Here is a 14,498-nt window from a genome sequence, read left to right on the forward strand (position 1 = left end):
GGCGCCGGGCCACCACCCCTTCGGTCCCATTTCGGGGGTGCGCCCGGGACCTGGAAGGTGCGCGGGGGTAGTGCTCGGTGTGTGACCTCGATCTTCCGGCGGCTCCACGACCGGCTCCAGGGTTCCCTTGCGGGCCTGGCCTGGAGCCGTGGCCGGGAGATGGAGCTGATGCACCGGGCGATGGGTTTCGCCGCCCTCGGCTTCCTTACCCTGGTTCCGCTGCTGGTGGTGGTCGCGGCCGCCGCGCCGGGCAGCGGCTCCGGCTTCGGCCGGTGGCTCGGCCAGGCCCTCGGTGTGTCGGAGTCCTCGCGGGTCCGCGTCGAGATGGTCTTCGGCGCGGCGGACCTGGCGCTGGAACGGACCACCGCGTTCGGCCTGGCCGCCCTGGCCGTCTTCGGCCTGACCTTCGGCTCGGCCGTGCAGACCGGCTACGAGAAGGTCTGGGACGTGCCGACCGCCCGCTGGCACACCATGTGGCGGCACGTCGTCTGGCTCGCCCTGCTGGTCTGCTACCTCGCGCTGCTCGTGGAGATCCCCGCCCCGTCGAGCGACACGGTCGGCACCACCGTCGGGACCCTCGGCGACCTGCTCGCCACGTGCCTGTTCTTCTGCGCCTCGCAGTGGCTGCTGCTCGGCGGCCGGGTCCGCTGGCGCGCCCTGGTACCGGGGGCCGTGGCGACCAGCCTCGGGCTGCTGGGGCTGCGCGTCTTCTCCCAGCTGGTGTTCTCCCCGCTGATCGCCTCCAACGCCGTGACCTACGGCCCCTTCGGCACGCTCCTGGTCGTCCAGTCCTGGCTGGTCGGCGTCGGCTTCGTGGTCTACGGCGGGGCCCTCGTCGGCCGCCTGCTGCACGAGCACCTGACCGTGCGCCGCCTCCGGCGCGACGGACTCCTTCCCTCCGAGGGCTCCCCCACCGAACGCTGACCGCCCGCCGCCCTGCCCGTCACGGCCGCCTCCCGTCGGACGGCCGCCGTCCGGCCCGCGCCGCCCCGGCCCCGCGCCGCCCCGGCTCCGCGACGTTCAGGCCCCGCGCCGCCCCGGCCCCGCGACGTTCAGGCCCCGCGCCGGCCCGGCCCCGGGCCTCGCGGTCCACCCAGGGGATACCAAACGGGATGTTGACAGACCATCACCTCGCCTGCATGAGTGTGGGGGCACACCACGCACCGCCTGCGTTACGGGCAACCACGCCCAGCCGCAAGCCACTTGGGAGGTACGTTGAGCTTCTGTCAAGGCCATCACCGCACCCGCCCGTTCCTGCGCCGCCTCGCGACGGTCGGAGCAGCGCTGCTCGCCGCGACGGCCGCGTTCCCCCAGGCCTCCGCGACGGCCGCCGCGGACCGCGAGGACCTCGGCCCGTCCGGCGGCGGCCTCTCCGCGGTCATCCGGTACACCGAGCACGGCATCCCGCACATCCTCGCGCGCGACTACGCGCACCTCGGCTTCGGCACGGGCTGGGCCCAGGCCGCCGACCAGGTCTGCGCCCTCGCCGACGGATTCGTGACCGTAGCCGGCGAGCGCTCCCGCTGGTTCGGGCCCGACGCCGCGCCCGACGGCTCGCTCTCCTCCGCCGCCCGGAACCTCTCCAGCGACCTGTACTTCAAGGGCGTGCGGGACTCCGGCACGGTGGAGAAGCTCCTGGCCACCACCGCGCCCGCCGGGCCGAGCGGGCACCTGAAGGAGCTGATGCGCGGCTGGGCCGCCGGCTACAACGCCTGGCTCGCCCAGAACAAGATCACCGACCCGGCGTGCAAGGACGCCGGCTGGGTGCGCCCCGTCACCGCCACCGAAGTGGCCGCCCGGGGCTTCGCGGTCTCCGTCCTCGGCGGGCAGGGGCGCGGCGTCGACGGCATCACGGCCGCGCGACCCCCGGCACCGGCCGCCCGGGCGGCGGTCCCCGAGGTGGTCGATCCGGCGCGGGCCGCCGAGGCCGCGCGGGAGTTCTTCGACACGACCCGCTACGACATGGGATCCAACGCGGTGGCCTTCAACGGCTCGACCACCGTGAACGGCCGCGGCCTGCTGCTCGGGAACCCGCACTACCCGTGGCAGGGCGGCCGCCGCTTCTGGCAGTCGCAGCAGACCATCCCGGGCGAGCTGAACGTCTCGGGCGGCTCCCTGCTGGGCACCACCGTGGTCAACATCGGCTTCAACGAGAAGGTGGCCTGGAGCCACACCGTCGCCACGGGCACGCCCGTCAACCTGCACCAGCTCTCCCTCGACCCGGCCGACCCGACGGCCTACCTGGTCGACGGAACGTCGGAGAAGATGACCCGGCGGACGGTCACCGTCCCGGTCGCGGGCGGCGACCCGATCACCCGGACCCAGTGGTGGACGCGCTACGGCCCGGTCGTCTCCCACCTCGGCGCCAACCTCCCGCTGCCCTGGACCGCCGGGACGGCGTACGCGTTGAACGACCCCAATGCCGCGAACCTGCGCGGCTCCGACACCGCGCTCGCCATGGGCCGGGCACGTTCGGTCGCCGGGATCCAGGAGGCACTGAAACGCACCCAGGGACTGCCCTGGGTCAACACCGTGGCGGCGGACTCCGCGGGCGGCACCCTCTTCACCCAGTCCCAGGTGCTCCCCCGGATCACCGACGAGCTCGCCGCCCGCTGCTCCACCCCGCTCGGCCGGGCCACGTACCCGTCGTCGGGACTGGCGGTGCTCGACGGCTCGCGCGGCGACTGCGCGATCGGGTCGGACCCGGACGCGGTGCAGCCGGGGGTGTTCGGCCCGGGGAAGGCGCCGACGCTGCGGGACGCCCCGTACGCCGAGAACTCCAACGACAGCGCCTGGCTGGCCAACGCCGAGCGTCCGCTGACCGGCTACGAGCGGATCTGGGGCAACGTCGGCACCCCGCGCTCGCTGCGCACCCGCGGGGCCGTCGAGGACGTGGCGGCGATGGCCGCGCGGGGCCGCCTGACGGTGGCCGACCTGCAGCGGCAGCAGTTCGCGAACCGGGTCCCGGCCGGTGACCTGGCGGCGGTCGACGCGGCGAAGGCCTGTGCGGCCCTGCCCGGCGGGACGGCCACCGCGGGCAACGGCACGGTGGTGAACGTCTCGGCGGCCTGCGCGGTGCTGGCGGGATGGGACCGCACCGCCGACAGTTCCAGTCGGGGCGCGCTGCTCTTCGACCGGTTCTGGCGCAAGTTGACGGCGTCGACCCCGGCCGGAGAGCTGTGGCTCGTACCGTTCTCGGCGGCCGATCCGGTCCGCACCCCCCGTACGCTCAACCAGGCGGCTCCCGGCATCGGGCGGGCGCTGGCGGACGCGGTGCTGGAGCTGAGGACGGCCGGCATCGCGCTGGACGCCCCGCTGGGCGAGCACCAGTTCGTGCTTCGCGGCGGGGAGAAACTGCCGGTGAGCGGGGGCACCGAGGCGCTGGGCGTCTGGAACAAGATCGAGGCTCCGTGGAACGCGGCGGCCGGCGGCTACCCCGAGGTCCTGCACGGTTCCAGCCACATCCAGGCGGTCGGCTGGGACGGCAGCCGCTGCCCGGTGGCGCGCACCCTGCTCACGTACAGCCAGTCGGCGAACCCGAACTCGCCGTACTACGCCGACCAGACGCGGCTGTTCGCCGGGGAGCACTGGGTGACCTCGCGGTTCTGCGAGCGGGACATCCTCACCTCGCCGCGGCTGAAGGTGGTGTGGCCGCGCGAGCGCCGCTGACCTGCGGGGCCATGAGGACGGACGGGGTGTGCCCGGCGCGAACACGGCTGCCGGGCACACCCACACCTCCCGACACTGTGCGCAATGGCACCCGCGGGGACGACGGCTGCCGCGGCCAGGGCCCGTCGCCCGTCGCCCGTCGCCCGTCGCCCGTCGCCCGTCGCCCGTCGCCCGCGAGCATGGCCGCCGGGCCGCGCGGATACGACCGGCTCCCGCACGGCCCACCGGCTCCCGGGCGGAGTGCGGGAGGTGAGACCCCGCTGTTCGCGCGATCCGAGCCCCCCACCCCCGTGGGGGAGCTCCGTTCCGCTCGGGACCGCCCGTACTCCGCATCGGAGACGACCCCGCCGCAATGGGCCACGGCTGCCGCGCCGGAGCGAACGCGGCTTCGGCCAAGGGCCGTTCGGCGGCCGCGGTGTGCGACGCGGTCGTCTCACCGCAAGGTGCGAGGACGTTGCCCACGCTATGGCCGAGAGACCCGGCTGCCTCCTGGCGGCGCACGCCGACAACGGGACCGAACGCGTCACAGGGGGCCCGCCGCGCCAGGAGCGGGACTTCACGCGTCGCCCTCCGCCGGTGACCTGGCATCTCGGGCTGGTCTATGCTCGGCCCCCGTGGTCTCGCATGCGCACCAGGGAACAACCTCCTCCGCCCTCATCCGTCTGAACGTCAATGCCGCACGCCTTCTCGGCGTCCCCCCGACCGGGTACGCACACCTGTTGGGCCTGGCCCCCGAACACCTCAACGACGACCGGTGCCGGCCCCCGGCCGGCACGAGCATCCGTATCGCGGAACTGGCGACCGTACACGCCCCTTGGACCGAGGTGTCGCTGCTGATGACCCAGCAGTCGAACGTCGGCAGCCTCGGCGTCTGGGACTACCTGATCACCTCCGCGCCCACTCCGCTCGACGGGATCAGGGACGCGTCGACCCATATCGCCACCGTCCTCGACGTCAGCACGGACCACCTCCAGGTCATCGAGGACGGCGAACACGTCACCCTCAGCCACTTCAACGCTGCCGATCTGGCCCACGAGGCGGCCTGCGCCGTGCGCGCCTGTGCGCTGGGCCTGTACCTGCACCGCCTGAGCACGGCGACACAGCGGCGCCTCCTTCCCGTCCGTGTCGCCCTGGCCGCCGAGGCGCCCCGCCGCCACGCCTCCCTGATCGAGCTGTACGGCACCCGCGCCATCGATTTCGAGGCTCCGGTCAGCTCGATCACCTTCCTCGCGCGCGACCTCAACGCGCCGACCCCGCACGCCCAGCCCGGCCTGTCGGCGGTGCTCCGAAGACACGCCGAGCAGACCCTCGCCACCGCGGTCCCGCTGCACGACTGGCTGGACCTCTTCCGTGCCGCTCTGGCCTCCGCCCATGACGAAGCGACCCCCACGCTGTCCGCGGTGGCCCGCCGCATGGCCGTCAGCACCCGGACCCTCCAGCGGCGCCTCGACGAACACGGCACCACCTGGAGCGCCGAAGTCGAGACGGTCCGCCGGGACCACATCACGCGGCTGCTCCACGGCACCGACCTCCCCATCGACTCGATCGCCGCCCGAACCGGCTACGCCGACGCCCGTGCCCTGCGCCGGGCGGTCCAGCGCTGGTACGGCACCACCCCCGCCGCCCTACGCCGTACCGGCCGCCGAAACCTCGCCCAGCGGCTCGATCTCGCCGGCACCGGCCCGCCCGGTGGCCCGTACCAAGGGACCGAAAGGCATGACGGCCGGCGTGCGGACCGTTCGTCGTAGCCGGGTGACGGAGACGTGCCCGCGCGCGTGCGACGAGGACTCGTGCCTGGCTGCGGCGGATTCGATCACCGCGGTGTTCCTGCTGCACGAAAGCGATGCCCACGCCTTGCCCCCGCACCGGTGGCGCACCGCGACGGCGTCCACGCTTGAGAAGCGGCGTTCACCGGGGAGCCGGCGCAGTGCGGCCGGGGAACGGGGCTGCCGGGGAACGGGCCGGCCGGGGAACGGGGCGGCTACGGGCTGACGGCGAGGAAGATGAAGCCCGCGAACAGCACGAGGTGGACGCCGCCCTGGAGGAGCGTGGCGCGGCCCGGGGCGATGGTGAGGGCGTTGATCACGACCGTGAGGGCGAGCAGCACCATGTGCACAGGGCCGAGGCCCAGGGTGAGCGGGCCGGAGAGCCAGATCGAGGCCAGGGCGATGGCGGGGATGGTCAGGCCGATGCTGGCGATGGCGGAGCCGTAGGCCAGGTTGAGGCTGGTCTGGACGCGGTCGCGGCGGGCGGCGCGGACGGCCGCGAGGGTCTCCGGCAGCAGGACGAGCAGGGCGATGACCACACCGACGACGGCGTTCGGAAGGCCGGCGCCGGCCACGCCCGCCTCGATGGTCGGGGAGACGGCCTTGGCGTTGCCGACGACGGCGATCAGGGCGACGAGGAGCAGGCCGAGGCTGATCAGTGCGGCGCGCGCGGTGGGCGGCTCGGCGTGGTCCTCGTCCTCGCCGGTGGCGGCCGAGGCCGCCGCCCGAGCGGCCTCCTCGCGGTGGCGCTCGGTGTCCACGGGTAGGAAGTAGTCGCGGTGACGGACCGTCTGCACCGTGATGAACAGCCCGTAGAGGGCGAGCGAGGCGACGGCCGCGAAGGTGAGCTGGGCGGTGGAGAACTCGGGTCCGGGCTTGCTGGTGGTGAAGGTCGGCAGGACGAGGCTGAGGACGGCGAGGGTGGCGACGGTGGCGAGCGCGGCCCCGGAACCCTCCGCGTTGAAGACGGCGACCCGGTTGCGCAGGGCGCCGACGAGCAGGGACAGTCCGACGATCCCGTTGCAGGTGATCATGACGGCGGCGAAGACCGTGTCCCGGGCGAGCGAGGAGGTCTTGGCTCCGCCGTCGGCCATCAGAGTGACGATGAGGGCCACTTCGATGACGGTGACGGCGACGGCGAGGACGAGGGAACCGAAGGGCTCGCCGACCCGGTGGGCCACCACCTCGGCGTGGTGCACGGCCGCCAGCACGGCGCCCGCGAGGCAGAGGGAGACCAGGACCACGGCCCATGAGGGCAGGTCGCGCCCCCAGCTGAAGGCGAGCGCGGCGAGGGCCACCACGGGGACCAGAACGGTCCAGTCGGTCAGGGGTGATCTGTGCGTTGCCGTACTCATATCAGCCAAGTTGCCAGAACTGTCCCCCGGGTGCGGAGCAACGCGCGCCCCCACGGCGCTGACGTGGTGATTCTCACGAAGAACTCGGGGGCGGCGGTGTCCGGTCCGTTGCGGAGGAGCGGCTTCCGGGCGGGGACGGGGCGTCAGTGGGCGTGCACGCGACCCGGGGCGGGGGTGGACCGCCCTCGTGATCGGCCGAAGAACGGCCGGCCCCGGGTGGTCGCCGCCAGACGGAATGCCGATGTTGCAGCCGACCGGGCGGTATGCGCTGTCGCCTCACCCCTCGGCCGTCCACCGACGCCGGGGCCGACGACCAGGAGTCCCGCCTTGCGCCGCGCCTCGCGCTCGTCCCGCTCACCTACGTCCCCGCTCGGCTCGAACGGCGAGCACATCGGCACGGTCTGGAACGTCCCGCCCGGCTGCACCGTTCAGGGCGGTCCCGGCCTGCTGCACACGAGCCCGCGCCGGGCCCGGGTACGCCCCGCGCCCGGGAGGAACACGTCGGGCCGGCGCCCGCCCCGGCCCGGGCGGGCGCTCGTCACATCGCGCGCTCGCGGCCCTCCCAGTAGGGGTCGCGCAGCCGCCGCTTGTACAGCTTGCCGTTGGGGTCGCGCGGCATCGCCGCGATGAAGTCCACCGACTTGGGGCGCTTGAAGCCGGCCAGCCGCCGCTCGCAGTGGTGGAGGATCTCCGCGGCCAGCGCGTCGCCCGCGACGAACCCCTCCGCGGGTTCGATGACGGCCTTGACCTCCTCGCCCCACGACGCGTGCGGAATGCCGAACGCGGCGGCGTCGGCCACGGCCGGGTGGGCGAGCAGCGCGGACTCGATCTCGGCCGGGTAGATGTTGACGCCACCCGAGATGATCATGTCGATCTTGCGGTCACGGAGGAAGAGGTAGCCCTCGTCGTCCAGCACGCCGAGGTCGCCCACGGTGAAGAAGTCCCCGATACGGTTCTTCTTCGTCTTGCCCTCGTCCTTGTGGTAGCTGAAACCCCCGGTGTTCATCTTGATGTAGACGGTGCCCAGTTCGCCTGCGGGCAGCCGGTTGCCGTCGTCGTCGAAGACGGCCAGTTCGCTGATCGGCCACGCCTTGCCCACGGTGCCCGGCTTCTTCAACCAGTCCTCGGCGGTGGCGAAGGCGCCCCCGCCCTCGCTCGCCGCGTAGTACTCCTCCACGCACCGGCCCCACCAGTCGATCATCGCCCGCTTGACGTGGTCGGGACAGGGGGCGGCGCCGTGGATGGCGTGCCGCATCGAGGAGACGTCGTGCGCGTCCTTCGTCTCCTGCGGGAGCGCGAGGAGGCGGTGGAACTGCGTCGGCACCATGTGCGTGTGCGTGCAGGCGTGCCGGTCGATGAGGCCCAGCATCTCCTGCGGGGTCCACTTGTCCATGAGGACCAGCGGATGCCCGATGTGCAGGGAGGCGCCCGCGAACTGGAGCACGGCCGTGTGGTAGAGCGGGGAGCACACCAGGTGGACGTTGCCGTCGAAGGGCCGGATACCGAAGATGCCGAGGAAGCCGCCCAGGTACGTCTCCTCGGGGAGCTTGCCGGGCAGCGGTCGGCGGATCCCGCGCGGGCGTCCGGTGGTGCCGGAGGTGTAGTTCATGACCCAGCCGAGGGTGCGGTCCGCGGGGGCCGCTGCGGGCTGCCCTTCGAGGAGTTCCCCGTACGGGAGGAAGTCCGGGACCGTGCCGACGGCGAAGCGCCCGCCGGGCGGCAGGCCCGCTTCGTCGGCCGCGGCGGTGGCGGCGTCGGCGAAGCGCTCGTGGGCGATCAGGACCTTGGCGCCGGAGTCGGAGACGATCCAGGCGATCTCGGGGCCGACGAGGTGGTGGTTGACCGGCACGAGGTAGAAGCCGGCCTGGGAGGCGGCGAGGTAGGCGGTGACGAACTCGACGCCGTTGGGCAGGAGGACGGCGAAGACGTCACCCTGCCGCAGGCCGGCGGCGCGCAGGCCGTGGACGAGGCGGTTGACGTCGGCGTGCAGCCGGCCGGCGCTCCATTCCTCGCCCTCGGGGGTCACCAGGACGGTGCGCTCGGGGTCGACGGCGGCCTGCGCCCAGAAGCCGTTGGGCGGCTGGTTGGCGGTCATGCGGTCGCGCTCCTCTCTGATCGGTCCTCGGGGGCGGGGCGTGGACGGTACGGCGCGTGCGGCACGTGCGGGTGGGGGCGCTGGATGGACCGGTTTGGAGCTATCGGTGCGGGAGGAAGGGCTCAGGCGCGCCCGGCGATGCGGGTGATGCGGTCGACGGCCTTCTCGAAACCCCGAGTGAGGTCGTCGAAGACGGCCTGGACGCCGCGTTCGCTGTTCATCCGGCCGACGATCTGGCCGACGGGCGTGCCGAGCAGCGGCTGGACCTCGTACTTCTGGATCCGGGAGACGGCCTCCGCGACGAGCAAGCCTTGGAGCGGCATGGGCAGGGCGCCGGGGCCCTCCGGGTCGTCCCAGGCGTCGGTCCACTCGGTACGCAGCTGGCGGGCGGGCTTTCCGGTGAGGGCGCGGGACCGCACGGTGTCGCCGGACCCCGCGGCAAGCAGCTTGTCGGTGAGGGCGCGGGAGTGGAGATCTGCCTCGGTGGTGGTGAGCCACAGGGAGCCGAGCCAGGCACCCTGGGCGCCGAGGGCGAGTCCGGCGGCGATCTGCTCACCGCTGCCGATGCCGCCCGCCGCGAGGACGGGAAGCGGGGCGACGGCCTCGACGACCTCGGGGACCAGGACCATGGTGGCGATGTCGCCGGTGTGCCCGCCGGCCTCGTACCCCTGGGCGACGACGATGTCGATGCCGGCTTCGGCGTGCCGGCGGGCGTGCTTGGCGCTGCCGGCGAGGGCGGCGACGAGGACCCCGTGGTCGTGGGCCCGGCGGATCACGTCGGCGGGCGGCGAACCGAGGGCGTTGGCCAGCAATTTGATGGGGTAGTCGAAGGCGACGTCGAGCTGGTTGCGGGCGACCTGCTCCATCCAGCCGGTGATCCTCCAGCCGGAGGCCTCGCCCTCGGCGAGCTCGGGCACGTGGTGCTTGGCGAGGGTGGCGCGGACGAACTCCCGGTGGCCCGCCGGGATCATCGCCTCGATGTCCGCCTCGCTGATGCCGTCGACGGCCTTCTTGGCGGGCATGACGACGTCGAGGCCGTAGGGCTTGCCGTCGGTGTGCGCCTGCATCCAGTCGAGGTCGCGTTTGAGGTCGTCGGGCGCGGTGTAGCGGACGGCGCCGAGTACGCCGAATCCGCCCGCGCGGCTGATCGCGGCGGCGACCGCGGGGAAGGGCGTGAAGCCGAAGATGGCGTGCTCGACTCCCAGTTTCTTGCTCAGCTCCGTCTCCATGGGCGGCAGGATGCCGCAGCCCGGCGACCGAGGGAAGGGGTTTTCTGATGCGGTGTCAGATTCTTTGTCACCCGGGCGGTGCGAAGGGTGGCCGACGGGCGGGCAGATACCACTAGCGTGCGGCGCAGCCACGAACAGGAGGCCGGACATGGTCGGTACGGGGGACGGCACGAAGACCGGCACCGAGGCCTCACGGGGCGAGCCACCCCACGGCACCGCCCCCGGCGGCGCGGAACGCGCGGGCGGCGCGGGCGCGGGCAGCGCAGGCGGCGCGGGCGGCGCGGGCACCGCAGGCGCGGGCAGCGCGGACGCGGACAGGGCGAGCAGCGCGGGCAGCGCAGGCGCGGGCACAGGCACCGCAGGCGCGGGCAGCGCGGACGCGGACAGTGCGGGCAGCGCAGGCACGGGCAGCGCGAGCAGCACAGGCGGCGCGGACGCGAGCAGCGCGGACGCGGACAGTGCGGGCAGCGCGAGCAGCGCAGGCACGGGCAGCGCGAGCAGCACAGGCGGCGCGGACGCGAGCAGCACAGGCGGCGCGGACGCGAGCAGCGCGGGCAAAGGCACAGCGGGCGGCGCAGGCGCGAGTGCGCGGGGCCCGGCCGTGGAAGGTGTAGGCGCAGACGCCGCAGGCGCGCCGAACCAAGCCACCGGCAGTGCGGGCGCGCAGGACCGGGTTGCACGTAGTGGAGCCATACGAGACGAGCTCGCACATCGGGCCTACGCCACCGGTGCAGGCGTAGGCGATGCGGCCGCCCGAGGCGAGGGTGCACAGGAGGAAATCGGCCGGGTGGTCTCACGGTTCGCAGCCGCGCCAGGCACGCGAGACGTGGACGCACGGGTCACGGGCACACAAGACGGGGACACGCGCAGGGAACTCGCCCGGGGCGCCGCCGCACGGAGGGAGTTGACACGGGGTGCGGCCGCACCGTTCGAGCCAACACGAGAAGCGGCAGCACCACGGCAGTCCGTGCCGGACGAGGTCCCGCGGGGCGCGGGCACACGGGTCGAGCCCCCGCGAGACGCCGCCGCACCAAGGAGAGCCGCGCGGGTCGCGGCCGCACGCGACACGGACACGCGAAGGGAGTCCGTACCGGTCGAGCACGCACGCGACGCAGCCGCACCACGGCAGGTCGCACCGGACGAGGTCGCACCGGGTACCGCCGCGCCGGGTGCGACCACGTCAGTTGCACCCCGGGCGGACGCGGCCACGTCGGGTGGAGCCAGGGCGGGTACAGCCACGGCACGTACCGCCGCGCGGGGTACGGCCAATGCGGGTACTGCCGGGGCGGGTACGACCACGCCGGGTACGGCCGGGGCGGGTGCGGCCGCGCTACGTACCGCCGCGCCGGGTGCGATCGCGTCGGGTACCGCCGGGGCAGATACGGCCGGGGTGGGTACGACCACGCCGGGTACAGCCGGGGCAGGTATGGCCGCGCTACGTACCGCCGTGGCGGATACCTCAGGGGCGGGTACGGTCCGGGCAGGTGTGGCCGCGCTACGTACTGCCGCGCAGACGGCCAATGCGGGTACCGCCGGGGCGGGTACGACCACGCCAGGTACCGCCGGGGCGGATGTGGCCGCGCTACGTACCCTCGCGCCGGGTGCGGCCGGCACGGGTACACCCGGGGCGAGCGCGGCGGGGCCGAGTACCACCGGGACAGGTACGGCCGGGACAGGTACGGCCGGGACAGGTACGGCCGGGACAGGTACGGCCGGGACAGGTACGGCCGGGGCGGGTGCGGCCGGGGCGGATGTGGCCGCGCTACGTACCCTCGCGCCCGATGCGGCTGGGCCAGGTACTCCCGCGTCGGGTGCGGCCGGGGCGGGGGCCGCCGCACCTGACGAGGCGGGGGCGGGCGCGGGTGAGTGGGGGGTGGCGCGGCGGCGGTTGGGGGTGGGGCTGTTGGCGCTCGCTGGGGTGCTCGTGTGGGGCGCCGTGCTTCCCGGAGGTGCCGGGGCGGCCGGGAATCCCGCCGAGCGGCGCGCGCTCCAAGGGCTGCGGCTGCGCTACGGGTCCGCGCGCCGGGCCGGGTTGCTGGAGGAGCACCTCGAGGGTGTGGTGGACGAGGCGCGCCGGTTCCTGCGCCCCTCCCCCGAGCACCCCTACTACGCCGGGGCCGTGGTCCTCGCCGGCCGGGGCCGCACCGTGGCCCTCCACCGGGCCGTGGGCGACGCCGTCCGGTACGCGGACTACGACGGCCGCACCGATCGTGCCCTGGAGCTCCCGGTGGCCGAGCGGATCCCGATGGCCGAGGACACGGTCTTCGACCTGGCCTCGCTGACGAAGCTCTTCACCTCGGTGCTCGCCGTGCAGCAGATGGAACGGGGGCTGCTGGAACTGGAGGCTCCGGTACGGCGCCACCTGCCGGAGTTCACGGGCGGCGGCAAGGAGGTCATCACGGTCCGTCAGCTCCTCACGCACACCTCGGGGCTGCGCTCGTGGGCGCCCTTCTACCAGGAGTCCACCCGCGAGGGGAAGTTGCGCCTCCTGTGGTCGGTGCGGCCGCAGGAGACACCGGGGACCGTGTACCGGTACTCCGACCTGAACCTGATCGCGCTCCAACTGCTCTTGGAACGGATCACCGGTCGCACTTTGGATGTCCTGCTCCACGACGAGATCACTGCTCCACTCGGGATGCACCGCACTCGATACAACCCACCGCTCTCCTGGCGCCGGGTCATCGCCGCCACCGAGGTGCAACGGCCGCCCTGGTCCGGCCTCGACCGCGGGCTGGTGTGGGGCGAGGTGCACGACGAGAACGCGTACGCGCTCGGCGGCGTCGCGGGCCATGCCGGCATCTTCGGCACCGCCTGGGACCTCGCCGTCCTCGCCCGCACCCTCCTCGACGGCGGGGTCTACGCCGGCAGGCGCATCCTGCGCCCCGCCTCCGTCGAGCTCCTCTTCACCGACTACAACACCGGCTTCCCCGGCGACGACCACGGTCTCGGCTTCGAGCTCTACCAGCACTGGTACATGGGCGCCATGGCCACCCCGCACTCCGCCGGCCACACCGGCTTCACCGGCACCTCGCTGGTCCTCGACCCCTCCACCGACTCCTTCCTGATCCTGCTCGGCAACTCCGTGCACCCCGTGCGCACCTGGCGGGCCGGCAGCGCGCCCCGCGTGGCGGCCGGCAACCGCTTCGCCCGCGCCGTCCCGGTCCGCACCCGGCACGGCGGCCCGGCCTGGTTCTCGGGCAACTCCCCCGGCGGATCGGGCACCCTGACCCTGCCCCCGCTCACCCCCGCGTCCGGCGCGGCCCGGTTGCGGTGTGCCGTGTGGTGGGACACGGTGCCGGGCGAGGGCGCCTTCCACCTGGAGGTCTCGTCCGACGGGGAGGCCTGGGAGCCGCTGCCGTTCAGTACGGTACGCAGCACGGGCGGCGCCCCCGAGGCGTGGCCCCGGGGTTCGGCCGGCGGCTGGTCCGGCCGCGTCTGGCACCGCCTCGAAGCCCCCCTGCCCCCCGCGCGGGCGGGCCGCGAGACACACCTGCGCTTCCGGCACACCGCGACGGGCCGCTACGTGGGGCGAGGGGTGTACGTCGACGTGGTGCGCGTGGCGGAACCGGCGGGGCTCCTCTTCTCGGAGGACCGCGAGGCCGACGCCGCCCGCGTCCGGGCCGTCGGCTGGTCCAGGTCGGCGGACTAGGCGGTGACCCGGGGATGACGGTCCACCCCGACCCGACGTCGGGCCGGGGTCGGCACCCACGGCGCGCCGGGCGGCAGGTCCGGGCGGGTCCGGCGGGCCGAGCGGGGCGCGCGGCAGATCCGGCAGGCCCGGCGGGGCAGGTCCGGCCAGTCGGGCGGTACGTCCGGAACGCCGCGGCAGGTCCGGGGCGGGTCCGGAGAGCCGGGCGGCAAGTCCGGCGAGTTAGGCCGCAGGTCTGGGCGGGTCCGGTGAGTCAGGCGGCGGGTCCGGCGGGCCGGTCGGGCGGGCGGGTGGGGCAGGTGGCAAATCCGGCTGGCCCGGCGGGGCGGGTCCGGCCGGCCGGGCGGGCGCTCCGGGCAGGTCCGGAAGCCGGGCAAGCGGGGCGGGCGAGTCGGGCGGCAGGTCTGGCGGGTCGGCAGGCTGGCGGGCCGGCGGCGGGTCCGGTGAGTCAGGCGGCGGGCTCAGGCGGCGGAGCCGTGACCGGCCTGCAAATCCCCGGAAGCGGCACCGTCACCCTCCGCAGGTCGAGGTCGCTCTGCGGGAGCCGGCTCGGCTCGCTCGGGATGGTCCGCAGGCCCAGCACCTGGCGACCCGCGCCCGCCGTTGAATGGCGCCCGCCCTCTAGCGTCGACGAACACGAGGGAGGCGAGGCGGATGGCGACGAGTCCGGCAGGCCGGGCGGCAGGTCCGGGCGGGGCGGGTGGCGGGTCCGGCAAGTCCGGCGGCAGGTCTGGG

General features: G+C 74.2%; 7 protein-coding genes. 4 read left to right on the forward strand and 3 right to left on the reverse strand.

The genetic code is table 11. The features are described from left to right. Positions 1–81: 81 nt before the first annotated feature. From ACWFQ8_RS05825 to ACWFQ8_RS05835, 3 genes are all read left to right on the forward strand, one after another. Positions 82–924 (forward strand): YhjD/YihY/BrkB family envelope integrity protein, encoded by an 843-nt coding sequence (locus ACWFQ8_RS05825; protein ID WP_453784945.1) that lies wholly within the window; start codon positions 82–84, stop codon positions 922–924. A gap of 291 nt (positions 925–1,215) precedes the next feature. Further along, positions 1,216–3,669, forward strand: a complete 2,454-nt coding sequence (locus ACWFQ8_RS05830) for a penicillin acylase family protein (protein WP_453784946.1) — start codon at positions 1,216–1,218, stop codon at positions 3,667–3,669. Positions 3,670–4,283: 614 nt separating this feature from the next. Next, positions 4,284–5,417, forward strand: a complete 1,134-nt coding sequence (locus ACWFQ8_RS05835) for a helix-turn-helix domain-containing protein (RefSeq protein ID WP_453784947.1) — start codon at positions 4,284–4,286, stop codon at positions 5,415–5,417. Between the two features lie 233 nt (positions 5,418–5,650). On the opposite strand, the gene ACWFQ8_RS05840 is transcribed toward ACWFQ8_RS05835, so the two are convergent. From ACWFQ8_RS05840 to ACWFQ8_RS05850, 3 genes are all read right to left on the reverse strand, one after another. Beyond that, positions 5,651–6,790, reverse strand: coding sequence for a calcium:proton antiporter (locus ACWFQ8_RS05840; RefSeq protein ID WP_453784948.1), 1,140 nt, complete (start codon positions 6,788–6,790; stop codon positions 5,651–5,653). Between the two features lie 538 nt (positions 6,791–7,328). Then, positions 7,329–8,885, reverse strand: coding sequence for an acyl-CoA synthetase (locus tag ACWFQ8_RS05845; RefSeq protein ID WP_453784949.1), 1,557 nt, complete (start codon positions 8,883–8,885; stop codon positions 7,329–7,331). A gap of 122 nt (positions 8,886–9,007) precedes the next feature. Further along, positions 9,008–10,114 (reverse strand): nitronate monooxygenase, encoded by a 1,107-nt coding sequence (locus ACWFQ8_RS05850; RefSeq protein ID WP_453785147.1) that lies wholly within the window; start codon positions 10,112–10,114, stop codon positions 9,008–9,010. A gap of 1,894 nt (positions 10,115–12,008) precedes the next feature. Between ACWFQ8_RS05850 and ACWFQ8_RS05855 the strand changes: the two genes are divergently transcribed. Beyond that, complete coding sequence (locus tag ACWFQ8_RS05855; protein ID WP_453784950.1) at positions 12,009–13,763, forward strand: serine hydrolase; 1,755 nt, start codon at positions 12,009–12,011, stop codon at positions 13,761–13,763. Positions 13,764–14,498 lie beyond the last annotated feature (735 nt).

It is taken from the genome of Streptomyces sp. NPDC055254 (assembly GCF_053606025.1).

What these genes read in the sequence shown, in the direction of transcription:
- ACWFQ8_RS05850 (WP_453785147.1), bottom strand. Translation starts at nt 10,114, where the DNA reads ATGGAGACGGAGCTGAGCAAGAAACTGGGAGTCGAGCACGCCATCTTC.
- ACWFQ8_RS05840 (WP_453784948.1), bottom strand. Translation starts at nt 6,790, where the DNA reads ATGAGTACGGCAACGCACAGATCACCCCTGACCGACTGGACCGTTCTG.
- ACWFQ8_RS05845 (WP_453784949.1), bottom strand. Translation starts at nt 8,885, where the DNA reads ATGACCGCCAACCAGCCGCCCAACGGCTTCTGGGCGCAGGCCGCCGTC.